This is a genomic window from Streptomyces sp. cg36 (assembly GCF_041080675.1).
In the GTDB taxonomy this organism is placed as follows: Bacteria; Actinomycetota; Actinomycetes; order Streptomycetales; family Streptomycetaceae; genus Streptomyces.
Window position 1 is genome coordinate 2,004,268 of the sequence record NZ_CP163520.1, and the last position, 26,585, is coordinate 2,030,852.

Here is a 26,585-nt window from a genome sequence, read left to right on the forward strand (position 1 = left end):
CCCGGGGCGGCATCCGTCACGCCTTCCCCGCCCGCCTAGGGATTGATGTTGATCTTGAACGTGGACGTGGTGTTCCTGATGTCCTGTGCGTTGTCGGAGAGCTTCAGCCCGTTGAAAGTGACCTCACCCACCGCCGGTCCCTGGCCCGCCTCCGGCATCTCGTTCGCCCACAGCCCGAAGCCCGACTTGGCGTCGTGGGCGTCACCGCTGCGGTGGGCGCCGGAGACGCTGACGTTCGTCAGCACGGTGTCCTTGATCGGGAACTGCGGCTGCCCTCCCACGTAGTTGGTCTGGAACATCACCCCGCTGTACGTGGGGTCGATGATGTCGACATTGCTGATGCGGATCCCCTGGAACACCTTCGACGCCGAGAACAGCCAGATCCCCGGGAACGTCTGGGCGCCCCAGAAGTGGCCCCCCGACCGCTCGATGGTGACACCGTCGAACGTCGTGGGACCGGTGCCGAAGCCGTTCATCGGATACCCGAAGTCCAGCGAGCTCACCGTGATCCCGGAGTAGACCAGGGTGTCGGCGATCCGGATGTTGCGGAACGTGTTGTCGTAGCCGCCGTAGACCGCGACCCCGGCGGCCCGCCAGGTCAGCAGCGACGTCAGGTTCTCGTAGACGTTGTCCTTCTCGTCCGCGCCGCCCGCGTCGATCGCCGAGAACAGCGCGAAGCTGTCGTCGCCGGTGGCCCGGGACTCGTTGTTGACGACGTGGTTGCCCGTCGAGCCGTTCGTCATGTTGACGCCGTCGGCGAAGGTGTCGCGGATCCGCGAGTTCTTGATGGTGATGTTGTCGGTGTTGGCCCCCCAGTACAGACACACCTGGTGCTCGGCCCAGATGTTGTCGATCGTGATGTCCGAGACATTGGCGAAGTCGAACACCTTGCCCGGTCCGTCGATGCGCGAGGTGTAGTTGCCGAAGTACGCGAAGCCGCTGAACAGCGACCCCTTGGCCGTGCTGTCGGCCCGGAAGCCGATGTCGGTGTTCTCCTGGTCCGCGGGCGCGTGGAACCGGGTGAACCAGGGCCCGGCCCCGACCACCCGCACCGCCTTCCCGTACACCTGGAACTTGCTCGCCGTCTGGTAGTCACCCGGCGGCAGATAGACGCCCACCAGCTTGCCCGTGGTGTCCATCCGCACCTTGTCCAGCGCGTTCTGCACGTCCTGGTGGGTGAATCCGGCGGGCACCGCGTACGTCGCCGGGTCCGGGTCGGGCAGCACGCCCGCCTGCTCCAGGGCGATGAAGTCGACCGCGTACGTCGACCGGTTCGCCGCGTCCTTCTGCAGCCGGATCCGGCTGCCCTTGGGCACGGTGTCGCCGAGCAGCACGTTCGCCTCGTCGTAGACGTGCCGTGGCGCTCCCGCGCCCGGGGAGTTGCCGGGGCCGGTCTCCGCCCCGTACAGCCAGGCGTACTTCGACGTCAGGTCGACGGCCTTGCGGAAGGTGCCGTCGACATAGACGTCGAGCGTGGAGTCCTGGCCGCCGCCGCCCGGGGCGTCGGGCGTCGAGAACCGCGCGACCAGGGTGTTGGTGGGCGCCCTGGTCGTGAACTCCACATAGCTGCCCGTGCTGTTGAGGGTGACCGCCCTGCGTCCGGACGCCTCGCCCGCGAGGTCGCCGACGGTCCGGTTGGGGCCGATGACCGCGGCCCCGCCGCCCGTGACGCCGTCCTCGGCCTCGTAGGTGTCGTACGGCATGTCGGCGCCGCGCCCCACGAAGAACGGCCGGGTGCTGCTGTTGTTGGCGCGCTTCGCCGGTATCTCGTTGCTGTCGTCCGCGATCACCACCCTCACCGAGTACTTCCCGTTGGCCGCCGTCCAGCTCCCCAGGTTCACCGCGGGCGCCGTCGCGCCCGCCGCGATCACTCCGTCCACGGCGCCGGTGAACGTCTTCACCGGCGCGCCCGAGGCGTCCAGCAGGGTGAGCGCGACGGCGTGGGATCCGCCGCCGGAGGCCACCGTGCCCTGGTTGCGCACCGCCACCGCGAAGGAGACGGACTGGCCCGCCGAGGGAGCACCCGGGGACCAGGTGACGGCGGAAGCGGTCAGGTCCGAGGAGTCGACCGGCTTGATCACCAGTGGGGCGCCCGTGATGCTGTTGTTGGAGTCGTTCTGCTCGATGACGGTGTTGTCCGGATCAACGACCGCGCCCAGCGGATAAGTTCCCGCCTCGTGGGCGCCGATGTCCGCGGTCACGACCTGCGACGCTCCGGCGGGCAGCGCCGGGACGCCGGCCGTGCCCGCCGCGGCCCCGCCGAGCCGGAAGGCGACGGTGGTGGCGGGCGAGGCCGAGGTCCCCCGGTTGTGCACGGTCGCCGAGAGCGTCACGGCGTCCGACTCCACCGGCGCGGCCGGGGCGGCGCTCAGCGCGGTGATCTCCAGGTCCGGGTTGGGCGCGGGCACCCCGATCACCTGGAACTCGGCGATCTGCCCCGCCGTGGCACCGGAGTTGGCGGTGAACCTGAGCCGGACGTCGGCGACCCGGGCGGCCACCGGGACGGTCACCGTGTTCCCGCTCTTGGGGTCGAAGGCGTAGTCCTTGGCCGCGACGAGGCTCGTGTAGCCGCTCGCGCTCTGCTCCCGGCCGAGGACCTCGATGTTCTGGGTGCGGGCGCCCCAGCCGCTGTCGGGGTTGAGCTTCAGCACCACCGAGCGGGTGTCGGCGTTGGCGCCCAGCTTCACCGTGAGCGTGTTCGGATAGCTGTTGGCCGCGCCCTCCCAGTAGGTGGTCACGCTGTTGTCCACGGCGTTCTCCGCCACGAAGTTCTGGATCACCGAGGACGCGGCGACCGGCTTCCCGACCGCGAGGTTGGAGCCGTCGCCGTCCGAACTTCCGGTGCGGGTCACGGTGTTGCTGGCGCCGGACTGGTTGCCCGCCGCGTCCCTGGCCCGTACGAAGTAGGAGACGGTGGCGCCGGCGGGCCGGGTGTCGGTGTAGTCGGTGACCGTCCCGGCCACGCTCTTGAGCAGGGCGTTGTCCGCGTAAACGTCATAGGCGGCGACCCCGGTGTCGTCGGTGGAGGCGCCCCAGGTCAGCTTGATCTGCCCGCCGCCCGGTTCCGTGTAGGCGAGGGGGCCGGGGGCGGTCGGCGCCTGGGTGTCGCCGGTGTCGCCCTTGCGGGTGACGGTGTTGCTGTTGGGCGACTGGTTCCCGGCCGCGTCCTTGGCCCGTACGTAGTACGAGACGGTCGCCCCGGTGGGCTGGGTGTCGGTGTACCCGGTGGTGCTGCCCGGCACGCTGGTGCGCAGCTCGCCGTTGGCGTACACGTCGTAGCCGGTCACCCCGGTGTCGTCGGTCGCCGCGTCCCAGGTCAGGCTGATGCGGCCGGTGGCGGGTTCGGTGTACGCCAGGTTCTTCGGGGCCGTGGGCGGCTGGGTGTCGCCGGTGGCCGGGCCGTAGACCTCCAGCTCGGCGAGCTGTCCGGCGGGCTGCCCGGTGTTGGCGGTGACCAGGACGCGGACGTACCGGGTGGTGACCGCGTCGAAGGCGAGCGTCGCCGACTGGCCCGTGGCCGCGCCGAACTCGTACCCCTGGGAGGCCGTCAGGTCGGCGAAGTCCGTGCCGTTGGCCGAGCCCTGGAGCTTGAGGGTCTGGGTGCGGGTGCCCCAGCCGTCCGGCAGCCTCAGCACCGCTGTGTCGATCCGGACGGAGGCGCCCAGGTCCACCTGGAGCCACTGCGGCAGGGCGCTGCCCGCGCTCTCCCAGTAGCTGGACCGGTTGCCGTCGCCGGCGTTGCCCGGCACATAGCCCTGGGTGTGGCTGCTGGCGGTGAGGTTCTTGCCGAGGGCGAGATTGCCGCCCGCCGTGCCCGCGCCGTGCACCTCCAGCTCGGCGAGCTGGGCGGCGGGCCAGCCGGTGTTCGCCCTGATGTCGATCCGTACGAACCGGGTCCTGGCGGCGGGGAAACCTATCTTCACGGTGTTGCCGTCGGCCGGGCTGAAGCTGTACTCGGCCGCGCCGACCAGCGTGGTGAAGCTCGTGCCGTCCGCGCTGCCCTGGACCGCGAGGGTCTGGCGGCGCGCCTCCCATCCGGCCGGGAGGCGCAGGACGACTTCGTCCACGCGCGCGGTGGCGCCGAGGTCGGCCTGCACCCACTGCGGCAGGGCGCTGCCCGCGCTCTCCCAGTAGGTCGAGGCGTCGCCGTCGGTGATCTTCGCGGCGGTGTAGGGGGCGTTGGCGCTGGAGGCGGCGGCCGGTCTGCCCGCCGCCAGATCCGGGCCTCCGGCCGCCGAGGCGGCGAGCGGCGGCCGGACGGCCATGAGCAGGGCGGCGGCGACCACGGCGGCGAGGAGCGCCCGCAGCCGGGCGCGCGCTCGGGGTGGGGGGATTCTCATGGGACCTCGATCCGTGCGGCTCGATTTGTGCACTGAAAAACAGAGGTTTTTGCGCTGAGTGCTCAGAGAGTTGCAGAGATATGCCAAGGCGTCCATGGTTCCCGCCGCGGTCCGCCGCCTCCGTGCCCACCGCCCCACGCCCCCGGAACACTCGCTTTCACCGCCACCGGTGGCCGTTCCTGCGGGTTCTCAGGAGGTCCGACACGTGCCCGTAAATTCACCGCAAGCAATGCAAGCCGCTTGCGCGGGTGACGAACGCAATGTCGGCAGGCGCCGCCGGGCCGTCTACCGTGCATAGGCATGAGCGCCGTCCCCAGCCCGCCCGCACCCGGACGGCGGCGGTTCGGCTGGCCGCAGCGCGTCTTCTCCCAGGTGCTGCTGATGCAGCTGGCCATCGCCGCCGGCGTCACCGTGCTCGCCACCGGGCTCTTCCTCGCCCCCCTCAGCCACCAGCTCGACGACCAGGCGATGCGCCGGGCCCTGGCCATCGCCCAGTCCGCCGCCGCCCGGCCGACGCTCGCGGCCGACCTGCTGGCCTCCGGACCCGCCGCCGACGGCCCGGTGCAGGACGCGGCCGAGCGGATCCGGCGGGCCACCGGGGCCGAGTACGTGGTGGTCATGGACCGGCGCGGGGTGCGCTGGTCGCACCCCGACACCAGGCAGCTCGGCGGGATCGTCTCCACCGACCCCAGCGACGCGCTGGCGGGCCGGGAGGTCATGGAGATCGACAGCGGCACGCTGGGCCGCTCCGCGCGCGGCAAGGTGCCGCTGCGGGGTCCCGGCGGCGCGATCGTGGGCGCCGTGTCCGTCGGCATCGAGTACGACAGCGTGCGCGCCCGGCTGCTCGCCGCCATCCCCGGGCTGCTCGCCTACGCGGGCGGAGCGCTCGCCGCGGGCGCCCTCGCCGCGTATCTGATCTCCCGCCGCATCCAGAAGCAGACCCGTGACCTGGCCTTCTCCGACATCTCGGCGCTGCTGGCGGAGCGGGAGGCGATGCTGCACTCGATCCGCGAGGGCGTGGTGGCGCTGGACCCCGGCGGCCGGGTCCGGCTGCTGAACGACGAGGCCCAGCGGCTGCTCGGCGTCGGCCCGGAGGCCACCGGCCGCCCGCTGGACGAGGTGCTGGGCGGCGGGCGCACCACCGATGTGCTGGCGGGCCGGGTGACCGGCACCGATCTGCTGACCGTGCGCGGCCATCGCGTCCTGGTCGCCAACCGCGTGCCCACCGACGACGGCGGCGCCGTCGCCACCCTGCGCGACCGCACCGAGCTGGAGCGCCTGGGGCGCGAGCTCGACTCCACGCACGGTCTGATCGACGCCCTGCGCGCCCAGGACCACGAGCACGCCAACCGGCTGCACACCCTGCTCGGACTGCTGGAGCTGGAGATGCACGAGGAGGCAGTCGCGTTCGTCACCGAGGTGGTCGGAGTGCACCGGACCACCGCCGAACAGGTCACCGAGAAGGTCAGGGACCCGCTGTTGGCCGCGCTGCTGGTCGGCAAGGCCACCGTCGCGGCCGAGCGCGGGGTCGCGCTGCGCCTCACCGCCCAGTCGCGGCTCCCGGACCGGCTGGTGGACCCGCGCGGCCTGGTCACGGTGGTGGGCAATCTCGTGGACAACGCGCTGGACGCGGCGGCCGGTTCCCCGGACGCGGTCGTCGAGGTCACGCTGAGCGCCGAGGGGCGTACGGCCGTACTGCGGGTCCGGGACAGCGGGCCGGGCGTACCGGCCGGGCGGCGCGAGCTGATCTTCACCGAGGGCTGGTCCACCAAGGAACCGCCCGCGCACGGCGGGCGCGGGCTCGGGCTCGCCCTGGTGCGCCGCTTCGCCGAGCGCCAGGGCGGCCACGCGCGCGTGGCGGACGCTCCGGAGGGCGGCGCCGAGTTCACCGTGGTGCTCCCGGAGGCACTGCGCGAGGCCCTGCCGCAGGAGGCACGATGACCCGCTCCACCGGGCCGGGCGCGCCCATCGACGTCCTCGTGGTGGACGACGACGTCCGGGTCGCCGACATCAATGCCGCGTACGCCGCGAAGGTTCCCGGGTTCCGGGTGGTCGCGAAGGCGCATTCGGCCGCGCAGGCGCTCGCGTACCTGGCCGAGCGCCCCGTCGATCTCGTCCTGCTCGACCACTATCTGCCGGACGAGAACGGCCTGGCCGTCGTGCGCGAACTGCGGCGGCTCGGCCACCACACCGACGTGATCATGGTGACGGCGGCCCGCGACGTGGCCACCGTGCAGGCCGCGATGCGCCAGGGCGCGCTCCAGTACCTGGTCAAGCCGTTCACCTTCGCCGGACTGCGCGCCAAGCTGGAGGCGTACGCGCTGCTGCGCCGCACCCTCGACGGCGGCGGGGAGGCCGAACAGGCCGAGGTGGACCGTTTCTTCGGCGCCCTCTCGGTCACCACCGAGCCCGATCTGCCCAAGGGCCACTCCCCCACCACCGCCGAACTGCTGCGCCAGGTGCTGCTCTCGGCCGAGGGCCCGCTCTCGGCGCAGCGGATCGCGGAGCGTGCGGGGGTGAGCCGCCAGACGGCGCAGCGCTATCTCAAGCTCCTGGAGCGGGTGGGCCGGGTGCGGCTCGGTCTGCGGTACGGCGAGACCGGCCGCCCCGAGCACCAGTACACCTGGACGGCCGGTCCCTGACCCCGGCCCGGGGCGTGGCGGGCGCACCCCGGGCGGATCGATCCTGCGAAGGCTGGGGGCAGGGGTCCTAGACCGCGCCCGCCCCGGTCAGGGACCGCACCTCCGTCTCCGCGTGGCGCGCCGCGTCCGGCGGCTCGGGCGAGGTCAGCGTGCCGAGCCAGCCGGCCAGGAAGCCCAGCGGGATGGAGACCAGGCCCGGGTTCTCCAGCGGGAAGAACTGGAAGTCCACCCCCGGGAACAGCGCGTGCGGACCGCCGGAGACCACCGGTGAGAGCACCACGAGGACCAGCGCCGGAACCAGTCCCCCGTACACCGCCCACACCGCGCCCCGGGTGGTGAAGTTCCGCCAGAACAGCGAGTACAGGAGCACCGGCAGATTGGCCGAGGCGGCCACCGCGAAGGCCAGGCCGACCAGGAACGCCACGTTCAGGTCCCGGGCGAGCAGCCCCAGACCGATCGCCACCGCCCCGACCCCGGCGGCGGCGACCCGGGCCACGGCGACCTCGCTGTGCGCCCTCGCGTGCCGCCGCCGCAGCGACGCGTACAGATCGTGGGCGACGGCGGCGGAGGAGGCGAGGGTGATCCCGGCGACCACCGCCAGGATGGTGGCGAACGCGACCGCGGCCACGACCGCGAAGAGAACCGTTCCGCCTGTGGAGCCCGGTCCGCCGCCCAGATTGAGCGCGAGCAGCGGCACCGCCGTGTTGCCCGCAGCGTTCGACGAGCGGACCTCGGCGGAGCCGACCAGGGCCGCCGCGCCGAAGCCGAGCACGATGGTCATCAGGTAGAAGCCGCCGATGAGCCCGATCGCCCAGACCACCGAGCGGCGGGCGGCCCGTGCCGTCGGCACCGTGTAGAAGCGCGAGAGGATGTGCGGCAGGCCCGCCGTGCCCAGGACCAGCGCCAGGCCCAGGCTGATGAAGTCCAGCCGCGAGGTCCAGCCGCCCCCGTACCTCAGCCCCGGGGAGAGGAACTCCTTTCCGTGGCCGCTCCGTTCGGCCGCGGTGTTGAGCAGCAGATTGACGTTCCCGTGGAAGCGCACCAGCACCAGCACGGTGAGCGCGATCGCCCCGGCCATCAGCAGGACGGCCTTCACGATCTGGATCCAGGTGGTGGCCCGCATCCCGCCCAGCGACACATAGATCACCATCAGCGCGCCCACACCGATGACGGTCCACGCCCGGGCGGCGCCGCTGGAGCCGCCGAGCAGCAGCGCCACCAGGCTGCCCGCGCCGACCATCTGCGCCACCAGATAGAGAACGGACACGGTGACCGAGGAAGTTCCCGCCGCGATCCGCACCGGCCGCTCGCTCATCCGGGCGGCGACCACGTCCGCCAGGGTGAACCGCCCGCAGTTGCGGACCAGTTCGGCCACCAGGAGCAGCACCACCAGCCACGCGACCAGGAAGCCCACGGAGTAGAGCATCCCGTCGTAGCCGAACAGGGCGATCAGCCCCGAGATGCCGAGGAAGGAGGCGGCGGACATGTAGTCGCCCGCGATGGCGAAACCGTTCTCCATGGGGGAGAACAACCGCCCGCCCGCATAGAACTCCTCCGCCGAGCCGTGCCGGTTGCGGCTCACCCAGGTGGTGATCGCCAGTGTCGTCGCGACGAACGCGCTGAACAGGAGCAGCGCCAGCGCCTGATGGTCTCTGCCGACGCTCACCGGACCGCCCCTCGCGTCATCTCCTGGGTGTCCCACCGCAGTTCGAGCGCCGCCCGGTCCCGGCGCAGCCGTGCGTGGCGGACGTACGCCCAGGTGAGCAGGAAGGTGGAGAGGAACTGGCCGAGCCCCGCGACCATGGCGACATTGACCGCGCCGGCCACCGGGCGCGCCATCAGGTCCGGCGCGGTGGTGGCGGCGACCACATAGGCGACGTACCAGCCGAGGAACGCCAGCGCGGCCGGGACGACGAACCGGCGGTAGCGGGCGCGCACTTCCTGGAACGCCGCGCTGCGCTGCACCTCCAGATAGATGTCGGCCGCGCTGTGCCCGCCCTCCCGCTCCGCCGTCCGCTCCTGCGGCGGGACGAACGCGGGCGCCGTCGTCCCGTCCAGCTCGCCCCAGCCGGAGGCGAGCGCGTCGTACCAGGGGTCGTCGATCCGCGCCGGCGCCGGTTCGTGCCCTTCCTGCTTCTCCACCGAGCAACACTCCTTAGTCCACGGCCCCGTTCGGCCGCGTGCCCAAGGATGGGCAGTGGCGATGCCCCCGCGTTCTTCAACGCCCCCTCTTCACCCCATTAGGTGATGGCCGAACCCGGTGGCCGCGCGAGGCCGTGCTGGTACGCGTACCGCACGGCCTGGGCGCGGTCCCTCGCTCCCGTCTTCGCGAAGATGTTGTTGATGTGCGTCTTCACGGTCGCCGTCGAGATGTGCAGCGCACGGGAGATCTCCGGGTTCGACAGTCCCTCCGCGACCAGGCCGAGCACCTCGCCCTCGCGGCCGGTGAGCCCGTCGGGCAGCACGACCGGAGCCGCCGTCGGCGGAGGCTCCATCACCCGTTCGAGCAGTCGGCGCTGGATCGAGGGCGCCAGCCCGGCCTGGCCCGCCAGGACGTCCTGTATCGCCCGGAGGATCTCGTCGCCGCCCGCGTCCTTGGTGAGATAGCCGCGCGCCCCGGCCTGGAGCGCGGGGAAGAGCGAGTCGTCGTCGGCGTACGTCGTCAGGATCACCACCTGCGTGCGCGGATACGCGGCGCGGATGCGGCGGGTCGCCTCGGCGCCGTCGCAGCGCGGCATCCGCAGATCCATCAGGACCACGTCCGGGGAGACCTCCGCCACCAGGGCGACCGCCTCCTCGCCGTCCCTGGCGGCGCCCACCACCTCCACCCCGGGCAGCAGCCCGAGGAGCATCACGATGCCCTCGCGCACCACCGCCTGGTCATCGGCCACGAGCACCCGGATCGCCCCGCCCGCCGCGCCGGTCCCCGCCCCCGCACCGGGACCCGCACCGGCCCCGCCGGTCCCCTCCCCGGTCATGCCGGCACCCTGAGCCGCACCACGAAGCCCTCCTCCTCCGGTCCCGCCTCCAGGGATCCGCCGAGCAGCTCGGCGCGCTCCCTCATGCCCAGCAGACCGTATCCGGAACCGCTGGCCGTGAGTTCCCCCGCGCAGCGCCCGCCGCCCGAGTCCCTCACCTCCAGGGCCACTTCACCGGGCAGATACTCCAGCCGCACCGCGACCGCCGCGCCGGGCGCGTGCTTGCGCACGTTCGTCATGGCCTCCTGTGCCACGCGCCGCACCGCCTGGGACGCCTCCGCGGTCAGCGCCCGCCGCTCCCCCGTCACTTCGACCCCCGCCACGCCGCCGGGCCCGCCGCCCTCCACGAGGGTGCGCAGGAAGTCCTCGACCGGGGTCATCTCGCCCCGCAGGGCGGAGAGCGCCTGCCGGGTCTCGGCCAGGCCCTCGCGCGCCATCGACCGGGCGGAGACCACCCGCTCCAGGATCCGGTCCCGGAAGTCCCCGGCGGGCTCGCGCTCGATCATCAGCCGGGCGGCCTCCAGATGCACCAGCTGGGCGGAGAGGCTGTGGGCCAGCACGTCGTGGATCTCGCGGGCGATCCTGGCCCGCTCGGCGAGCGCCGCCGACTCCGCCTCGGCGGCCCGCGCCGCCCGCTCCTGGGCGAGCAGCCGCTGGGCGTTGCCCCGCGCCTCCGCGTCCAGCCGCAGCACGTATCCGGCGAGGCCGAGCCCGACGGTGGTGATCGCGGTGGTCGGCCAGTTGTCGGCGTTCACCACCGCGTACGCCGCCAGGGCCGCCAGGGTGCAGGGCACCGCCGCGCCCAGCGGAAGCCGCTCCAGGGCGGTGACCGCGCAGCCGCACCAGACGATGACCGCGAAGACCTCCCAGCCCGACTTCAGCGCCACCAGCGCCGTCGCCATCACCAGGAGCAGTACGGCCAGCGACGGCCACAGCCGGTGCGCGAAGGTCTCCCGGAAGAAGGCCCGGGCCAGCACCACCACGGCGGCCACGATGGCGACGCCGACCACCCAGGACCAGCCGTGCGGCCCCTTGTCGCTGATCGCGCTCCAGAGCATGCCGCCGAGCACCACCGAGCGCACCGCCCAGGCGATGCCGAGGCGCGCACGGCTCTGCCCCTCGAAGGAGAGCGCCTCCCGCGAGGGCCAGGCGAACCAGATGTCCGGGGTCACACACGGTCCTTCCACAGCGGGCGGGCCGTGGTGCCGCCGGTGGCACCGTACGACGCGCGGACGGACTGGGCCTTCCACACCAGGATGCCGCTGCGCACCAGGAGCGAGGCGGCGAGGCCGAGCAGCAGCGCTCCGGTGCCCAGGTGGATCCCGGCCAGCGCGCCCAGCCCGACGAGCCCGAGCCGCACCGCTATGCCCACGCCCCAGACGGCCGCGGTGGCCCTGGTGCCCTTCGTCCACACCGAGCCGTCGGGCTCGGCCCACACCTTGGTGGTCCAGGCCCAGGCGGCGCCCATGAGGAGCCCGGTCACCAGCTCGGCGCCGAGGAGCAGCACCGACACCACGTGGTGGTCGGGGTCGACCAGGCCCTGCTGCCGGACCGAGAGGTAGACCAGGACGGCCGGGACGATCCACCAGCGCTTGGCATCGGTCAGCTGCTGGGCCCGGACCTGGCGCGAGACGATCAGCGCGACGACGGCCACCGCCACCAGCACATTGACGAGCGCGGACATGCGATCCTCCGGAACTACGACGGCGGGTTTCCCCTACGCCATCGAAGTTACGGAAACGGGCTGGTCAGACACATCGGAGCAGGGGTGGAACCCGGGTGGAGCCGCCGGCTCCACCCACGGGTGGACGACCCGTGCAGCGGCGGGGCCCGGGGACGTCCCCGGGCCCCGCCGATACGGTCAGGCTCTGTGCGGTCAGGCGTCGATGCGCGAGCGGTCCAGCGTCGCCGCCGAGCTGGTGATGAACTCCTTGCGCGGCGCCACCTCGTTGCCCATGAGCAGGTCGAAGACCTGCTCGGACGCCTCCAGGTCGCCGATGTTGATCCGGCGCAGGGTGCGGAAGCGCGGGTCCATCGTGGTCTCCGCCAGCTGGTCGGCGTCCATCTCGCCGAGGCCCTTGTAGCGCTGGATGGAGTCCTTGTACCGGACGCCCTTGCGCTGGAACTCCAGGAGCGTCTGGCGCAGCTCGTTGTCCGAGTACGTGTACACGTACTTGTCCTGGCCCTTCTTGGGCTGGACGAGCTCGATGCGGTGCAGCGGCGGCACGGCGGCGAAGACCCGGCCCGCCTCGACCATCGGACGCATGTAGCGCTGGAAGAGGGTCAGCAGCAGGATCCGGATGTGGGCGCCGTCGACGTCGGCGTCCACGAGCAGCACGATCTTGCCGTACCGCGCGGCGTCGATGTCGAAGGTGCGGCCCGAGCCCGCTCCTATGACCTGGATGATCGCGCCGCACTCGGCGTTCTTCAGCATGTCCGAGACGGACGCCTTCTGAACGTTGAGGATCTTGCCGCGGATCGGCAGCAGCGCCTGGAACTCCGAGTTCCGGGCGAGCTTGGCGGTGCCGAGCGCGGAGTCGCCCTCGACGATGAAGAGCTCGCTGCGCTCCACGTCGTCGCTGCGGCAGTCGGCGAGCTTGGCGGGCAGCGAGGAGGACTCCAGCGCGGTCTTGCGGCGCTGGGCCTCCTTGTGCTGGCGGGCGGCGATCCGGGTCCGGGCCGCGGCCACGATCTTGTCGAGCACCGCGCGCGCCTGCGCCTTGGCGTCGCGCTTGGTGGAGGTCAGGAACGCCTTCAGCTCCTTGGCGACCACGTTGGCGACGATCCGGTTGGCCGCCGAGGTGCCGAGGACCTCCTTGGTCTGGCCCTCGAACTGCGGCTCGGCGAGCCGGACGGTCACCACCGCCGTCAGGCCCTCCATGGCGTCGTCCTTGACGACGTCGTCCTCGGCGACGCGCAGCAGCTTGGCGGAGCGCAGCACCTCGTTGACGGTCTTGGTCACGGAGCGCTCGAAGCCGGTGACGTGGGTGCCGCCCTTGGGGGTGGCGATGATGTTCACGAACGACTTCAGGTTGGTGTCGTACCCGGTGCCCCAGCGCAGCGCGATGTCCACCGCCAGCTCGCGGGTGACCTCGGTGGGCGTCATGTGGCCGCGCTCGTCGAGGACCGGGACGGTCTCCTTGAAGGTGCCCTGGCCGGTCAGCCGCAGGACGTCGCAGACGCCCTTGTCCTGCGCCAGGTAGTCGCAGAACTCGCTGATCCCGCCGTCGAAGCGGAACGTCTCCTCGGTCTTGCCCTCGCCGTCCAGGCCGCGCTCGTCGCGGACGACGATGGTCAGGCCGGGCACCAGGAAGGCGGTCTGGCGGGCGCGCTGGTGCAGCGTCTCCAGGGAGAGCTTGGCGTCCTTGAGGAAGATCTGGCGGTCCGCCCAGTAGCGGATGCGCGTGCCGGTGCGGGTCTTCGGCACCCGCTTGCCCTTGAGCAGCCCGCTGGAGGGGTCGAACGGCGCCTCGGGGCCCTGCTCGGTGAACATGCCGGGCGTGCCGCGGCGGAAGCTGATCGAGTGCGTCGCGCTGTTGCGGTCGACCTCGACGTCGAGGCGGGCCGAGAGCGCGTTCACCACGGAGGCGCCCACGCCGTGCAGACCGCCGGAGGCGGCGTAGGAGCCGCCGCCGAACTTGCCGCCGGCGTGCAGCTTGGTCATGACGACCTCGACGCCGGACAGCCCCGTCTTGGGCTCGACGTCGACCGGGATGCCCCGGCCGTTGTCCCGCACCTCGACCGAGCCGTCGTCGTGCAGGATCACCTCGATGAAGTCGCAGTACCCGCCCAGGGCCTCGTCGACGGAGTTGTCGATGATCTCCCACAGGCAGTGCATCAGGCCACGGCTGTCGGTGGAGCCGATGTACATGCCGGGGCGCTTGCGGACCGCTTCGAGACCTTCAAGGACGAGCAGGTGCCGCGCGGTGTAGTTGGAGCCGTCCCGGTCGGCGCCGGACAGCAGCGCAGTGGACGGAACGGACGTCTCGGCGGTCACGCAGTTCGCTCCTCGCTGAATTTCAATTCGCCCCGGATGGGTAGGGCGTCGGCGTCGGTCGCCGGTCAGAGGGTACCGATGCCTGGTAGGGCCTTTGTCACGCCACCCTCGGCCGTACTCAATGCTAGTCCAGCCTCGCATGGGTGTTCGATCCCTCGTTGGAGTGATGCGGATATCACGTTCCCATCCAGGCATGAACCATTTAGGCTCCGGGCACGTCCTCATGAACAACCGGCAACCCCGCCGGGAGGGCCAAACGAGACAAGCAACGCGAAACCGTAAAGCAACGCAATACGGCTCATTCGCCGCCAACCGGCAGCAGACAGCCACCTTGACCAAGAAGTTTCGAGGAAAAGGCACGAGCGGGAACGTTTTCGGCCTGGTTGGATGTTGACCCTGGTACGACAGCTCGTCGAGCTAGAGAAGAGGCGACGTGACTACTGTTCTGACCCCCGCGAGCCCCCTGACGGCCGCTGACCGTTGCGACCGCTGCGGCGCACAGGCTTACCTGCGTGTCCTTCTGACCAGCGGTGGCGAACTGCTCTTCTGTGCTCACCACGGACGCAAGTTCGAGCCGGAACTGAAGAAGATCGCCGCTGAGATACAGGACGAGACGGACCGCCTCACGGCGGTGCCCGACACCGCAGGTGATGAGGATCGCTGACACCTCGCACTGACGACGAGCCAGTACCGGTCCAGGACCGGTGACGGGCGGCCACCCCCGCGTGCGGGGGTGGCCGCCGTTCTGGTGCCCGCCTCCGCTACCGGGAGCCCGTGCCGCGACCCGGGTCCGTGAACGCCGACATACGGGTGTACACGCCCGGCCGGTCGGCGAGCCCGCAGCCGCTCCCCCAGGACACCAGGCCGATCAGCAGCCCCCGCGCCACCAGCGGCCCGCCGCTGTCGCCCTGGCAGGCGTCGTGGCCGCCCCCGGAATCGCCCGCGCAGAGCATGGTGGCGCCCTCGTACCTGCCCTCCGAGTTCCCCGGGTAGGCGCGCTCACAGACGTTCTCCGGGAACACCTGGACCCGCGTGGAGCGCAGCTCCGAGGAGTAGGCGCCCTCGCCCGAAGTGTCCCCCCAGCCGTACACGGTCGCCGCGGTGCCCGCCGCGTACGCGGCGTTCCCCGGCCCGGCCACCCCGATCACGGAGGAGTCCGGCAATGCCTCCGCCAGGGTGAGGACCGCCAGGTCACCCGCGTTGTCGCCGGGGTCGTACGCCGGATTGACCCAGGTGTCGCGCACCGCGATCTCCCGTCCGTGCCCGGTGTCCCGCAGCTTGTCGCGCCCCGCGATCACCTTGAGGTCCGTCACGCCGTTGGCGCCGAGCACCTCCTTGCTGAGGCAGTGCGCGGCCGTGACGACCTTGGTGGGCGCCACCACCGCTCCCCCGCAGAACTGGCCCGCCCGGCCGGAGCCGAACCGCTGCCGGCTGGAGAGCGCCACGGCGTACGGGCTCTTCTCGACGGCGGCGGGAGTGCCCCCGATCACCACGCTGTCGGCCGAGGCCGGCAGGGCGGGGGCGGCGAGCGGTACTGCGGTGGCGGCGGCCGTGAGGGCCAGCGCCCCGCGCAGCGCTCGGACGGTGGGACGTCGCATACGGTCTCCTGACTCCGGGTGACACAAGCACACTCAGAGTCAACGAGCTGATGACGTCCCGCACCCGCTCGGACACGCGCGAAGGGCCCGGCTTCCTGACGGAAACCGGGCCCCGGCCGCACAGCGCTCGTACGACGAACGGACTAATACGACCTAGTCGAGGTAGTCGCGCAGGACCTGCGAACGCGACGGGTGACGCAGCTTGGACATCGTCTTCGACTCGATCTGACGGATGCGCTCGCGCGTCACGCCGTAGACCTTGCCGATCTCGTCCAGGGTCTTCGGCTGGCCGTCGGTGAGGCCGAAGCGCATGGAGACCACGCCCGCCTCGCGCTCCGACAGGGTGTCCAGGACCGAGTGCAGCTGCTCCTGGAGGAGCGTGAAGCTGACCGCGTCGGCCGGGACGACCGCCTCGGAGTCCTCGATGAGGTCACCGAACTCGCTGTCGCCGTCCTCACCCAGGGGGGTGTGGAGCGAGATCGGCTCACGGCCGTACTTCTGGACCTCGATGACCTTCTCCGGGGTCATGTCGAGCTCCTTGGCCAGCTCCTCCGGGGTGGGCTCGCGGCCCAGGTCCTGGAGCATCTGGCGCTGCACGCGCGCGAGCTTGTTGATGACCTCGACCATGTGCACCGGGATACGGATGGTGCGGGCCTGGTCGGCCATGGCGCGGGTGATCGCCTGACGGATCCACCAGGTGGCGTACGTGGAGAACTTGTAGCCCTTGGTGTAGTCGAACTTCTCGACCGCGCGGATCAGACCGAGGTTGCCCTCCTGGATCAGGTCCAGGAAGAGCATGCCGCGGCCGGTGTAGCGCTTGGCCAGCGAGACCACGAGTCGGAGGTTTGCCTCCAGCAGGTGGTTCTTGGCGCGGCGGCCGTCCTCGGCGATGATCTCCAGCTCGCGCTTGAGCTTGGGGGCGAGCTTGTCGGCGGCCGACAGCTTGTCCTCGGCGAACAGGCCGGCCTCGATGCGCTTGGCGAGCTCGACCTCCTGCTCGGCGTTGAGCAGCGGGACCTTGCCGATCTGCTTCAGGTAGTCCTTGACCGGGTCCGCGGTGGCACCGGCGACGGCGACCTGCTGGGCCGGCGCGTCGTCCTCGTCCTCGTCGGACAGGACGAAGCCCTTGCTCTCGCCCTCGGGCTCTTCCTCGTCCTTGCCGGGCGCGACGTCCTCGAGGAGCTCCTCGCCCTCCAGGGCCTCGTCGTCGCCCTTCTTGCCCGCGGTCTTCTTCGCGGCCGTCTTCTTGGCCACGGCCTTCTTGGCGACTGTCTTCTTCGCCGCCGTCTTCTTGGCGGCGGTCCTGCGGGGCGCCTCGGCGTCGTCCGCCGACACGTCCACGCTCTCGGCCGTCGGGGCCGCGGTGGCCGCGACGGTCTTCGTCACGGTCGTCTTGGCGGCGACGGTCTTGGTGGCGGTGCGCTTCGCCGGGCTCTTCGCTGCGACGCTCTTCCGGGTGCGCTTGGGAGATTCCGCGGCACTGACCATCAGCGTCACACCCTCTTCCTCGAGGATCTGGTTGAGGCTGCGCAGAACATTCTTCCACTGGGTTGGCGGAATCTGGTCGGCTTCGAAGGCCCGACGCACGTCATCGCCGGCGATCTGCCCATCAGCCTTTCCCCGCTCGATGAGCGCCATCACAGACTCGGACTCGGCGATCTCCGGCGGGAGCGTACGGGATGTGCTGGCCGACACGAACAACCTCTCGGAACGATGGAAAACGGCTTCCGGTCCCACCCATGATCGGGTCGGGACCGACGACCGTCGGCTGGGGATTGTGCCGACGGCGCGGGCTGAGCCTCGGAGCTGGACAGCGCCCTGAGCGGTCGCTGTATTCCTTCCTCGGCTGTTACCTCTTAGGTCATCGCACGGTTTCGAAGAGTGTTACGCCCAATCTGCGTGGCCCGAGTCACACCACATTGGCGACAGAAGCCCCTACACGGGACAAACCGTCCCCATTCGCGTCGCCGGACCCCCGAGGTCCGGCGACGCGCGTTCCTTCCGCACACGGCGGGGCGTCCCCGCGCCCCGGCCGCCTCGCGCCGTCAGTGCTCGCGGGGCGCGGGGACGACGCGGTCCACCTCGGGGTGGACGGTGAGCAGCTGGCGCACCGACGCCTCGGCCGTCGCGCCGTCGCCCGTCGCCAGCGCGTCCACGATCCGGGCGTGGTGGGTCAGCGCGGTCTCGGAGGGGCGGTCACAGCCGGTGACCGGGCCGCCGGAGACCTGGAGGGCGGCGCCGACGATGCCGGAGAGGTGCTCCAGCATGCGGTTGCCCGCGGCCTGGATCAGCAGCGCGTGGAACTCGGCGTCGGCCCGCGAGAAGGTGATCACGTCTCCCTGGGAGAGGGAGTGGCTCATGATCTCGACCATGTCGCCGAGGCGCTGCTGGATGTCCTCGCGGCCGTGCCCCGCGGCCAGCCGGGCGGCCAGCGGCTCGATCGTCCAGCGCAGCTCGCTCAGCTCACGGCGCTGGTCGTCGCGCTGCGGCCCGAACGCGCGCCACTCGATGATGTCGGGGTCCAGCAGGTTCCAGTCGCTGACCGGACGGACCCGGGTGCCGACGTTGGGGCGCGCGCTGACCAGGCCCTTGGCCTCCAGCACCCGGAGCGACTCGCGGACGACGGTGCGCGAGACCTCGAACCGCTGGCCGATCTCCTCGGGCACGAGCGGACGGTCGGCGCCCAGGTCGCCGGAGACGATCATCTGGCCGAGCTGCTGGACGAGTTGGCCGTGCAGTCCTCTCCCGCGGCTGCCCGCCGCGCGGCGGCTCACCCGGCCGAGGTCCGCCTCGGCCCCGTCCCAGGCCGGGAGGGAGACGCGGTCGGCGCCACGCGCCTCCGCGTAGGGGTAGCGGTCGAGTTCGCCCGGTCCTGCGAGGCCGGTGTCGGCGGCGCGGGCGGTGGTCATCATGGTGTGCGCAAGGGTACTCACGCATCCTTTGTCGGCCGGACTTCCTCGGCCCTTGAGGTCTTTGGTGAAAAGCACACGAAAGGGTGATCGCCGCACCCCTCGCAATTGACGCTTTATCGGAAAGAAGCGGTCATTCCCTGGGGAGTTGTGGCATCGCGGGCGCGCCCCGGCCGCCCGCTGTCACCAACGGGCCCTCGCCCGCAGGCCCATGGCCACGTACGCGCAGAGCAGGACGGCCAGCGACAGCGCGAGCGCCGCGCCCTGCGGCCGGGCCAGCAGGTGCAGCGCCGCCGAGAGCCAGTCGTCGAGCCGGCGCGGCCAGCCGAGCCGGGCCGTGTCCCGCAGCCGCGCCGGCAGCCCGGCCACCGAGTGCAGCCGCGGCCCCGAAAGCACCTTCTGTACGAGGGGTACGACGGCGACGGGCACCGCGAGGACGGCGGCGAGCCCGGCCGCGGTGGCCCGGAAGGTGCCCGCGGCGAGCAGCCCGGCCCAGGCGCAGCCGACGGTGAGCCCGGCCCAACCGGCCACGAGCGAGGGCCAGTCGGGCGGAATCCGCGCCAAGTCCGGCCCGTACACCAGGCGCAGGACCTGGCCGTCCAGTACGAGGGTGAGCGCGGCCAGCGCGAGGGCCGCGGCGGCCGACACCGCGAGCTTGGCGAGGAGCAGGCCGAGCCGGCGCGGGACGGTGCCGCGGTCGGCGGCGAGCGCGGGATAGCGGTACTCGTCGCCGAAGGCCAGCGCGCCCAGCACGCCCGCGCCGAACGCGGCGGGCGGCAGCGGCAGCAGCCCCGGCCAGCCGACGGCCACGCGCGGCAGCGGGGTGTGCCCGCTCCGCCCGAGCAGCACGGCCGCCACCACGGACCCGGCGAGCACCGCCATCGCCAGCAGGTAAGGCGTCCGCACCCCCAGCAGCCGCCGCACCTCGTACCGGAACGGCCGCAGCGGCGCACGGGGCGGGGCGGGGGCGATGAGCGGGCGCTGCGGACCGGAATGGGGGGCGGCGGGGGCGGAAGCCGGGTGGCCCGCAGGGGCGGCCGACGGGAGCGAACCCGCGCCCGGAGCATGAGCGACGGGACCGGACGCCGGAAGGCCCCGCGGTGCGGAGGCGGGCGCCGGGGCGGCCGACGGGAGCGGGAGCGGGCTCGGGGCATCGGTGACGGGACCGGACGCCGGAAGGCCCCGCGGTGCGGGAGCGGGAGCCGGGTGGCTCGCCGGGTGCGGGAGTGGGGCCGGCCCCGCGTCCGGGGCGCCGGCGGCCGGAGCGGGCGCGGGCGCCGGGAGCCCGTGCGGTGCGGGGGCGGTTCCCGGGGACGCGGTGGCGGGCGGCAGGGCCGTGTCACCGCACTCCTCGGCGAGGCGGTGGACCAGCACGCCGTGGCGGAACGCGGTCTCGCCGACCTCGGCGCACGTGGTGCCGTAGACCGACAGATGGCTGCCGTCCTCCGCGACCACCTCGACCGAGCGGCGGGCCGCCCGTGCCTCGCGGCTGACCAGCGCGCCCAGGCGGGCCGCGTGCGGGGTGGCCACCGCCACCCTCGGGCGCAGCCGGGTGCGGGTGAACTCCACCGCGTCCTGGTCCGCGACCAGGCGACCCCCGTCCACGGTGACCACCCGGTCGGCGACCCGGGCCGCCTCCTTGGCGTCGCTGAAGGTGCACAGCACCGTGCCGCCGTGGTCGGCGTGGCCGCGCAGCAGCCCGTACAGCCAGCCGTTGTCGCGCGGCGAGAGACCTTCGGCGGGCTCGTCGAGTACGAGGGTGTGCGGGTCGCCGAGGAGGGCCGCGGCCAGGCCCAGGCGGCGGTCCATGCCGAGCGAGAGGCCCGCCAGCCGCTGGTCGCCGAGGCCGTCGAGGCCCACCACGTGCAGCATCTCCTCGGCCCGCGCGGCGGGGACCCCGGCGACGGCGCACATCAGCCGGAGCTGGCCCCGCACGGTACGGGCGGGGTGGCCCGGCACGTCGCCGAGCAGGGTGCCGACCTCGCGGGCGGGGTGGGCGACCCGGTGCAGGGGGCGGCCCCTGAAGTAGGTGACGCCCCGGCCGGGTTCGAGCTCCAGCATCAGGCGCAGGGCCATGGTCTTGCCGGAGCCCGGGGCGCCGAGCAGGGCGGTGATCCGGCCCGGCCGGGCCTCGAAGGTCAGGTCGTCCACCTCGGGCGGACGGTCGCGTCGGGGTGTGCTGGTGAGTCCGATGGCCTGGAGCATGGCTTCTCTCGCGGGGGTGAGACCGCTCGGCGGCACGGCGGGAGGACGGATGCGCGTACCGGAGTAACATAACGCGACATTTCGGATTATTTGTGTAATGCGAGGCCGCCAGAGCGGGTGTCAGCGCCGGAGCGGGTGTCAGCGCCGGAGCGGGTGTCAGCGCCGGAGCGGGTGTCAGGCGCGGAACGGCTCACCGGGCGGGCACGCCGAGGCACCCCACCGGCGTACGAAAGCGCACCCCGGCTCGACCCCGCACCCCCGCACGCTGGGCGCGCACCACCTGGGACACGGCGAACGGCGCGCACCACCCCGGGCACGCGCCCGTCCGCGCCCGGCCGCGCCCGGGGCCGGACAGCGGCCGGACCCGGCGGGACAGCGGCGGTGGGCGGTCGTCCGATCCACCCGCGGCCTCAGACCTCCGGGCGCAGCATCGGGGGGTTCAGCAGGGTCGCCCCGCCCGCGCGGAAGAGCTGGGCGGGCCGGCCGCCCTGGCGGGTCGTGGTGCCGCCCGCCGGGACCAGGAAGCCCGGGGTGCCGGTCACCTTGCGGTGGAAGTTGCGGGGGTCCAGGGCGACGCCCCACACCGCCTCGTACACCCGCCGCAGCTCCCCCACCGTGAACTCGGCCGGGCAGAACGCCGTGGCCAGCGACGAGTACTCGATCTTGGAGCGGGCCCGCTCCACGCCGTCCGCCAGGATCCGGGCGTGGTCGAAGGCGAGCGGCGCCGGCTGTTCGTCCTCGCGGCCGAAGCCGCCGTCCTGGCTGAGCAGGTCCTCGACCGGGGCCCAGCGCGCGCTGTGCGCGTCCCCGCCCGCGCGGGGGGCCGGCAGATCGGGGGCGAGCGCGAGGTGCGCCACGCTGACCACCCGCATCCGGGGGTCGCGCCGGGGATCGCCATAGGTGGCGAGCTGCTCCAGATGTGCGCCGTTGCCCGGGGCCGGGGCGGTGGCCGCCGGGTCCTGGGCGCACAGCCCGGTCTCCTCGGTGAGCTCGCGGGCCGCCGCCGCCGACAGGTCCTCGTCGCCCCGCACGAATCCGCCGGGCAGCGCCCAGCGCCCCTGGAACGGGGGCTCACCCCGCCGGACGACCAGCGCGCACAGGGCGTGGCGGCGCACGGTGAGCACGACCAGGTCGACGGTCACGGCGAAGGGCGGGAAGGCCGACGGGTCGTAGGGCGACATGGAGCGATCATAGTCGTCTCCCTGACGATAAACACGCCCCCGGGCACGCCCGGTCCCGCCGTCTTCCCCGGGCCCCCCGCGCCCCTCGCGCACCGGGCGCGGCTCGCCCGCCTCCCGCCCCGGCCCGGCACCCCGCGCCTGGTTCCTCACCGGCCGCACCCCGCCCTCGGCGACCCGCCCGGCGACTTGCTCCGTACCCGATTCACCCAGCACTCCCCTCAGCCTCCCAACTGGAGCCGGCCGGCGGCCTGCTCGACCATGCCGACGCCGAGCCTGCTGACCCGTACGGCGAAGGGTTCCCCCGCCACGCTCAGACCCGACAGCCGCACCGCGCCCAGCGGCGCCGAGCGGACCGGGCAGAGCGCGACCGTGCCCGCCGGGGCGTCCGGGCGGATGCCCGCCAGCGCCGTCAGCAGCTGGACCGGCGCGGCTGCCGCGACGGCGGCCGGGCGGCACGCGGAGGGGTGCGGCAGGGGCGCGCCGTCCGCGGTGCGCTGCTCCCCCGCGTACATCTCGGGCAGCCGGTAGCCGAACGCCTCGGCCGCGTCCAGCACTCCGCGCAGCAGCCCGGCCGCCTCCTTCTCGTACCCGGCGGCGGCGAGTCCGGCGACGGCGACCGTCGTCTCGTACACCCGCACCGCGCCCGCGCGGTGGCCGAACGGGTTGTGGCCCGGCTCCTTGGTGCCGAGGCCGCGCAGGCCCCAGCCCGAGTCCATCGCCGGGCCGCCCAGGAGCCGGGCGAGCTGTTCCGTCTGCACCTTGTCGAGCAGCCCGGGGGCGAGCCGGCCCGCGCCGAGCAGCCCGGTGTCCAGGAGGTGGGCCGCGCCCGCGCACAGCGCCGGGACCGGGCGGCCGTCGGCGGTACGGGCCGCGGCCGGGCGGCCTCCGGCCAGGTCGTCGACCCAGAACTCCGTCCGGAACCGCTCGCGCAGCGCCGCCGCCCAGCCCGTCCACTCCTCGGCGCCGGGGCGCCCGCACTCCCGCAGCAGCTCCGCGCCGAGCACGGCGGCCCGGTGGGCGTGCGCCTGGGTCTCGGCCCGCACCACGCCCGCGGCCGGGCCCGGCTCGCCGAGCCAGCCGTCCCCGGCGCACGCGCGCAGCCAGCGCAGGCACCGCTCCGCCGTCGGCAGCAGCTCCGCCACCTCGGACTCGGGCAGCCCCCAGCGGCGCGCCTCCGCGAGGACCACCGGGAAGGCGAGGGTGGCCTCGACTCCGGTGCAGCTCGGCGGCAGATGCGGCCCGGCGTCCCGGACCGGGCCGGGCAGCCGCCCGAACTCCCGCCCCGGAGACGTCAGTTGGGTGCGGGCGACCGCGCGCAGGGTCGCCGCGGCGAGGCGGGTGGAGAGGGGCAGGGCCATCCGGGCGGCCCAGAGCGCCTCGGCCGGGGCCGGGCCGGTGCGCCAGGGGACGCCCGCCGCCGCGTACACGTCGACCGGGTGGGACGGGTCGCGCACCAGCAGCGCCCGCAGGTCGTCGAGGCCGCTCCGGAAGAAGGGGGCGACCCTGCTGTCGTCGCCCTCGGCCTCCGCCTGCGGCAGCGGATGGCTCGCGGCGTGGCCGGGCGGCCGGGCCGCGCGGTCCGTGCGGATGTGCAGCTCGATCGTGTACGCCCCGCCCGGGGGCAGTTCCACCTCCCAGCGCAGCACACCCGCGGAGGCCAGGGCGTCGGCCGGGGGCGGGTGGGCGCTCACCACCGCGTGTGTGCCCGGCGGGCCGGGGGCGGTCCAGCGCATCCCCGAGTCGTGGACGCTGCCCGGCAGTTCGGGTCCGGCCCGGCCCGCCGCCACCGCGCCCAGCTCGGCGAGGTCGGTGCCGAGGGCGATCTCGACCGGCAGCCGGAGCGGGCGCGGCGCGGAGCTGCGCAGGGTGATGCGCTCGTTCCCGTCGGCCCGGCGCAGCCGCTCGATCGCGATCTCCGGGTCCGGGCCGCTGTCCCAGGGGGTGCGGACCACCGCGGAGAAGCGCGCGCGGTCGGCCGATATCGGCCGCCCCTGGAGGGCGATGGGCTCCCGCCCGGCGACCTTCAGCTGGCAGCGCGCGAGCAGCCGCCGGCCGTTGCGGTAGAAGCCCTCCAGGCCGTGTCCGGTGAGCTGGCCGTGCTCGGCCGAGACGACGAGGCCCGGGAGGGCGACGGAGATCAGGGCGCCGTGGACGGGGGGCGGTCCACCGAATCCGGTCGCGGGCGGTCCGGCCGCGCCGGGGCCGGCGGGGCCCGGCGCACCGCGCCTTCCCGCCGCCGGGCCGGGAGCGGGACGCGTGCCCGCTCCGGGGCGGGCTCCCGGCCCGCCGGGCCCCGGTGCCGGACCCCTCTCGGACCGTGGCCCGGCACCGGGCGCCGCCCCGCGCGCCGGGCCGCTCCACGGCCCCGTCTCCCCAGGGTCCGCCCCGTCGGGCGCCCGGGGAGGGACGTTGATGGTCATGCGTTGCCTTCCGAGCGCTCCGGCCACGTTCTTCGGTCGGGCGGACGGCCGGTGGGCCGCGCCCAACCGGTGAACGCGGCGGGCCGCGCACGGGTCACGGAGCGACACGCCCAGGCGTCGGCGGGGGCTCATCGGCCGATCCCGTCCCGCCGGGCCGACCGGCGCGTGCGGCGGGCTCCCCGGCGGGCCGAGCCGGGCGCGGGGGCGCTCTCCGGCGCCTCGGCGCGCGCGAGGGCGGGGCGGGTCTCCTTGCGGGGCGTCCGCACCCCTCGGCGCGGCCTCGACCGCCGGGCGGAGGCGGCGGCCCCGTCCCCCTCGGGCACGGCGAGCCCGTCCCCCTCGGGCACACCGGGCCGGCTCTCCTCGGAGGCGGCGGGCCCGTCGGTCCGCCTTGCGCGCTCCTCCCGCAGGCAGCGGCGCAGGGTCTCGGGGTCCAGCCCCTGGTTGCACGCCTGATGGAGCAGGCGCGCGAACTGGTAGTCGGGGTCCGCCCGCAGGGCCAGGCCGAGGGCGACCCGCGCGGCCGGTTCGTCGCCCGTGGACCAGGCGACCCAGCCCGCGAGCGACAGCGGCGCCGCCGCGTGCTCGGCGAAGCGGCCCACGCAGCGGCGGGCCAGCACGCGCCACAGCCGCAGCGCCGCCGCGGCGTCCGGTCCCTCCATCCACTCGGCGGCGCGGTCCCTCGCCGTACGGTCCTGGAGGCCGAGGACCAGGGCCGCCGCCTCGTCGTGGGCGATCAGGCCGTCGTCCAGCGCGTCCCCGTCCGGGCGGCCGGTGGCCGGGGGCGCGCCGCGCAGCCGTCGCAGCAGCAGGCCCGCCAGGTCGAGGGTCTCCCCCAGCAGCCGCTCCCGCTCCGCCGCGTCGAGGACGCGGGGCACCAGGCGCTCCTCCGCCGCGGCCAGGGCACGCTCCTGCTCGGCCGCGGCGGGGCGGCGCCAGGGGCCGAGCCGGGATTCCAGCTCGCGCAGTGAGCCGCGCACCTGCAGGCCCGCGTAGGTGGCGGCGGCGGCCAGCGCCGAGGTGCCGGGCATGACCAGCGGGGTCCCCTCGGCCGGGCAGCAGCGCGCGTCCGGGCAGCAGTACGACCAGTACCGGCCGTCGGAGATGCAGAGCGCCTCCAGGACCGGCACGTCCAGCCGTCCGCAGGCGGTCCGCAGCAACTGCGCCAGCGGCCTCAGCCGCTCCATGATCTGACTGCTCGTCAATTCTCCTGCCGCGTCCGGGTCCTGGCACAGGAAGACGATGATGGCGTCGGGGAGCGATCCCCTCCGGTCGCTCCCCGACACCAGACACTCGGCCAACTGCTCGGCGATGTGCGGCCACTCGCCGGGCGTGCGCGGAATGCCGAGCCGGAGCCGCCCGCCGAAGCGGCCCCGGCGTCCATGGAGGGCGACCATCACGATCGAGTCCGTCGGATGGAAGCCCATCAAATACGGCAGCGCGTCCGCCAGTTCGGCCGGATTGCGCAGGGTGATCTGCGGGTCGTCGTCGGACAGGCCATGGGATGCGAGGTGCTTGTTCATGCCTCGACGGTCCCGTGCCCGACCCCACCCCACCACCCCTGTGGATAACGTTGTCCACAGGCGAGAACAAGCCAGGCCGATGTTCCGCATACTGAGGGGCGGCGCGAGGAATCGACTCAACTGGAGGAGTCGACTCATCTGTCGCGCCGCCCGCCCCGGTCCCGCTATCCCGCACTCACCACTTCTGCCCGGCCTGCTGCTTGGTGGTGGCGTTGAGACGGTTGAACAGGTTGCTCACGGAGATGTGCAGCACCAGCGCCGCGAGCTCCTGCTCGTTGAAGTGCTTGGCGGCCTCGTTCCACACCGCGTCCGGCACCGCGTCCTCGCGGTCGGCGAGCCGGGTCACGTGCTCGGTGAGCGCCAGGGCGGCGCGCTCGCTGTCGGTGTAGAAGGGGGTCTCGCGCCAGGCGCCGACCGAGAAGATCTTCTCGTCGCTCTCACCCGCCTTGCGCGCCTGGCCGGAGGCCGACTCCACACAGGGGCTGCATCCGTTGATCTGGCTGGCACGCAGGTGGCTGAGCGCGAGCAGACCCGCCGGTACACCGCCCGCGTACGTGGCCTTGTACAGGCTCTGGATGGCCTGCATCGCGTCCGGGAGGACCATCGCCGGGTTCTGCATCCGTGCTTCCATGACTGCTCTCCTTCAGAGATCTGAGCGATCGTTCTGCGATGACGCTGGCTCGATCCCATCGGTCAGGATCGCGCGTCACTGGAATGACGGGCCCCGGCGCAGGAGTGTGACGGATGGGAGAAAGAATTTTCCGGGCGGGCTTGGGGCACCCCCCGCACCGG

At 73.3% G+C, this 26,585-nt stretch carries 18 protein-coding genes; 3 read left to right on the top strand and 15 right to left on the bottom strand.

Annotated features, from left to right (window positions below):
- Nucleotides 1-35 precede the first annotated feature (35 nt).
- Complete coding sequence (locus tag AB5J87_RS08855; protein WP_369383437.1) at nucleotides 36-4,265, bottom strand: discoidin domain-containing protein; 4,230 nt, start codon at nucleotides 4,263-4,265, stop codon at nucleotides 36-38.
- Nucleotides 4,266-4,640: 375 nt separating this feature from the next.
- On the opposite strand from AB5J87_RS08855, the gene AB5J87_RS08860 reads away from it, so the two are divergent.
- Together AB5J87_RS08860 and AB5J87_RS08865 are read left to right on the top strand one after the other, a co-directional pair.
- The gene (locus AB5J87_RS08860; protein WP_369375806.1) at nucleotides 4,641-6,281 is read left to right on the top strand and encodes an ATP-binding protein; all 1,641 of its coding nucleotides are present in this window, start codon (nucleotides 4,641-4,643) and stop codon (nucleotides 6,279-6,281) included.
- Complete coding sequence (locus AB5J87_RS08865) at nucleotides 6,278-6,982, top strand: response regulator (RefSeq protein ID WP_369375808.1); 705 nt, start codon at nucleotides 6,278-6,280, stop codon at nucleotides 6,980-6,982. The genes AB5J87_RS08860 and AB5J87_RS08865 overlap by 4 nt, the downstream gene beginning before the upstream one ends.
- Nucleotides 6,983-7,049: 67 nt before the next feature.
- Here AB5J87_RS08865 and AB5J87_RS08870 read toward each other — a convergent pair whose 3' ends face one another.
- From AB5J87_RS08870 to AB5J87_RS08895, 6 genes are all read right to left on the bottom strand, one after another.
- Nucleotides 7,050-8,648 carry a cation acetate symporter gene (locus AB5J87_RS08870; protein ID WP_369375810.1) on the bottom strand — a complete coding sequence of 533 codons (1,599 nt, stop codon included), beginning with the start codon at nucleotides 8,646-8,648 and terminating at the stop codon, nucleotides 7,050-7,052.
- Entirely contained in the window at nucleotides 8,645-9,124 is a 480-nt protein-coding gene (locus AB5J87_RS08875; RefSeq protein WP_369375812.1) for a DUF485 domain-containing protein, read from the bottom strand. The genes AB5J87_RS08870 and AB5J87_RS08875 overlap by 4 nt, the downstream gene beginning before the upstream one ends.
- A gap of 98 nt (nucleotides 9,125-9,222) precedes the next feature.
- Complete coding sequence (locus tag AB5J87_RS08880) at nucleotides 9,223-9,834, bottom strand: response regulator (RefSeq protein WP_369383438.1); 612 nt, start codon at nucleotides 9,832-9,834, stop codon at nucleotides 9,223-9,225.
- 122 nt (nucleotides 9,835-9,956) lie between these two features.
- Nucleotides 9,957-11,132 (bottom strand): sensor histidine kinase, encoded by a 1,176-nt coding sequence (locus tag AB5J87_RS08885; protein WP_369375814.1) that lies wholly within the window; start codon nucleotides 11,130-11,132, stop codon nucleotides 9,957-9,959.
- Nucleotides 11,129-11,644: a DUF1453 domain-containing protein gene (locus AB5J87_RS08890; protein WP_369375816.1), complete on the bottom strand. Its 516-nt coding sequence runs from the start codon at nucleotides 11,642-11,644 to the stop codon at nucleotides 11,129-11,131. The genes AB5J87_RS08885 and AB5J87_RS08890 overlap by 4 nt, the downstream gene beginning before the upstream one ends.
- A 192-nt stretch (nucleotides 11,645-11,836) precedes the next feature.
- Nucleotides 11,837-13,957: a type IIA DNA topoisomerase subunit B gene (locus AB5J87_RS08895; protein ID WP_369375818.1), complete on the bottom strand. Its 2,121-nt coding sequence runs from the start codon at nucleotides 13,955-13,957 to the stop codon at nucleotides 11,837-11,839.
- A 433-nt stretch (nucleotides 13,958-14,390) separates the two neighbouring features.
- Between AB5J87_RS08895 and AB5J87_RS08900 the strand changes: the two genes are divergently transcribed.
- On the top strand, nucleotides 14,391-14,621 hold the full coding sequence (locus AB5J87_RS08900) for a hypothetical protein (protein ID WP_369375820.1): 231 nt from the start codon (nucleotides 14,391-14,393) through the stop codon (nucleotides 14,619-14,621).
- A 97-nt stretch (nucleotides 14,622-14,718) separates the two neighbouring features.
- On the opposite strand, the gene AB5J87_RS08905 is transcribed toward AB5J87_RS08900, so the two are convergent.
- From AB5J87_RS08905 to AB5J87_RS08940, 8 genes are all read right to left on the bottom strand, one after another.
- Nucleotides 14,719-15,555 (bottom strand): trypsin-like serine protease, encoded by an 837-nt coding sequence (locus tag AB5J87_RS08905; protein ID WP_369375822.1) that lies wholly within the window; start codon nucleotides 15,553-15,555, stop codon nucleotides 14,719-14,721.
- 153 nt (nucleotides 15,556-15,708) lie between these two features.
- A complete protein-coding gene (locus AB5J87_RS08910) occupies nucleotides 15,709-17,250 on the bottom strand; it encodes an RNA polymerase sigma factor (RefSeq protein ID WP_369375824.1) in 1,542 nt (513 codons plus the stop codon).
- Between the two features lie 350 nt (nucleotides 17,251-17,600).
- A complete protein-coding gene (locus tag AB5J87_RS08915) occupies nucleotides 17,601-18,542 on the bottom strand; it encodes a FadR/GntR family transcriptional regulator (RefSeq protein ID WP_369375826.1) in 942 nt (313 codons plus the stop codon).
- 105 nt (nucleotides 18,543-18,647) lie between these two features.
- On the bottom strand, nucleotides 18,648-20,669 hold the full coding sequence (locus tag AB5J87_RS08920; RefSeq protein WP_369375828.1) for an ATP-binding cassette domain-containing protein: 2,022 nt from the start codon (nucleotides 20,667-20,669) through the stop codon (nucleotides 18,648-18,650).
- 410 nt (nucleotides 20,670-21,079) lie between these two features.
- Nucleotides 21,080-21,850 (bottom strand): NUDIX domain-containing protein, encoded by a 771-nt coding sequence (locus AB5J87_RS08925; protein WP_369375830.1) that lies wholly within the window; start codon nucleotides 21,848-21,850, stop codon nucleotides 21,080-21,082.
- Nucleotides 21,851-22,068: 218 nt separating this feature from the next.
- A complete protein-coding gene (locus AB5J87_RS08930) occupies nucleotides 22,069-24,270 on the bottom strand; it encodes a glycogen debranching N-terminal domain-containing protein (RefSeq protein ID WP_369375832.1) in 2,202 nt (733 codons plus the stop codon).
- Nucleotides 24,271-24,398: 128 nt separating this feature from the next.
- Nucleotides 24,399-25,793 carry a DUF4192 domain-containing protein gene (locus tag AB5J87_RS08935; RefSeq protein WP_369375834.1) on the bottom strand — a complete coding sequence of 465 codons (1,395 nt, stop codon included), beginning with the start codon at nucleotides 25,791-25,793 and terminating at the stop codon, nucleotides 24,399-24,401.
- A gap of 175 nt (nucleotides 25,794-25,968) precedes the next feature.
- Entirely contained in the window at nucleotides 25,969-26,424 is a 456-nt protein-coding gene (locus AB5J87_RS08940) for a carboxymuconolactone decarboxylase family protein (RefSeq protein ID WP_369375836.1), read from the bottom strand.
- Nucleotides 26,425-26,585: the final 161 nt, after the last annotated feature.

What these genes read in the sequence shown, in the direction of transcription:
- AB5J87_RS08855 (WP_369383437.1), bottom strand. Translation starts at nt 4,265, where the DNA reads ATGGCCGTCCGGCCGCCGCTCGCCGCCTCGGCGGCCGGAGGCCCGGAT.
- AB5J87_RS08860 (WP_369375806.1), top strand. Translation starts at nt 4,641, where the DNA reads ATGAGCGCCGTCCCCAGCCCGCCCGCACCCGGACGGCGGCGGTTCGGC.
- AB5J87_RS08865 (WP_369375808.1), top strand. Translation starts at nt 6,278, where the DNA reads ATGACCCGCTCCACCGGGCCGGGCGCGCCCATCGACGTCCTCGTGGTG.
- AB5J87_RS08880 (WP_369383438.1), bottom strand. Translation starts at nt 9,834, where the DNA reads ATGCTCCTCGGGCTGCTGCCCGGGGTGGAGGTGGTGGGCGCCGCCAGG.
- AB5J87_RS08890 (WP_369375816.1), bottom strand. Translation starts at nt 11,644, where the DNA reads ATGTCCGCGCTCGTCAATGTGCTGGTGGCGGTGGCCGTCGTCGCGCTG.
- AB5J87_RS08905 (WP_369375822.1), bottom strand. Translation starts at nt 15,555, where the DNA reads ATGCGACGTCCCACCGTCCGAGCGCTGCGCGGGGCGCTGGCCCTCACG.
- AB5J87_RS08920 (WP_369375828.1), bottom strand. Translation starts at nt 20,669, where the DNA reads ATGCTCCAGGCCATCGGACTCACCAGCACACCCCGACGCGACCGTCCG.
- AB5J87_RS08925 (WP_369375830.1), bottom strand. Translation starts at nt 21,850, where the DNA reads ATGTCGCCCTACGACCCGTCGGCCTTCCCGCCCTTCGCCGTGACCGTC.
- AB5J87_RS08930 (WP_369375832.1), bottom strand. Translation starts at nt 24,270, where the DNA reads ATGACCATCAACGTCCCTCCCCGGGCGCCCGACGGGGCGGACCCTGGG.
- AB5J87_RS08935 (WP_369375834.1), bottom strand. Translation starts at nt 25,793, where the DNA reads ATGAACAAGCACCTCGCATCCCATGGCCTGTCCGACGACGACCCGCAG.
- AB5J87_RS08940 (WP_369375836.1), bottom strand. Translation starts at nt 26,424, where the DNA reads ATGGAAGCACGGATGCAGAACCCGGCGATGGTCCTCCCGGACGCGATG.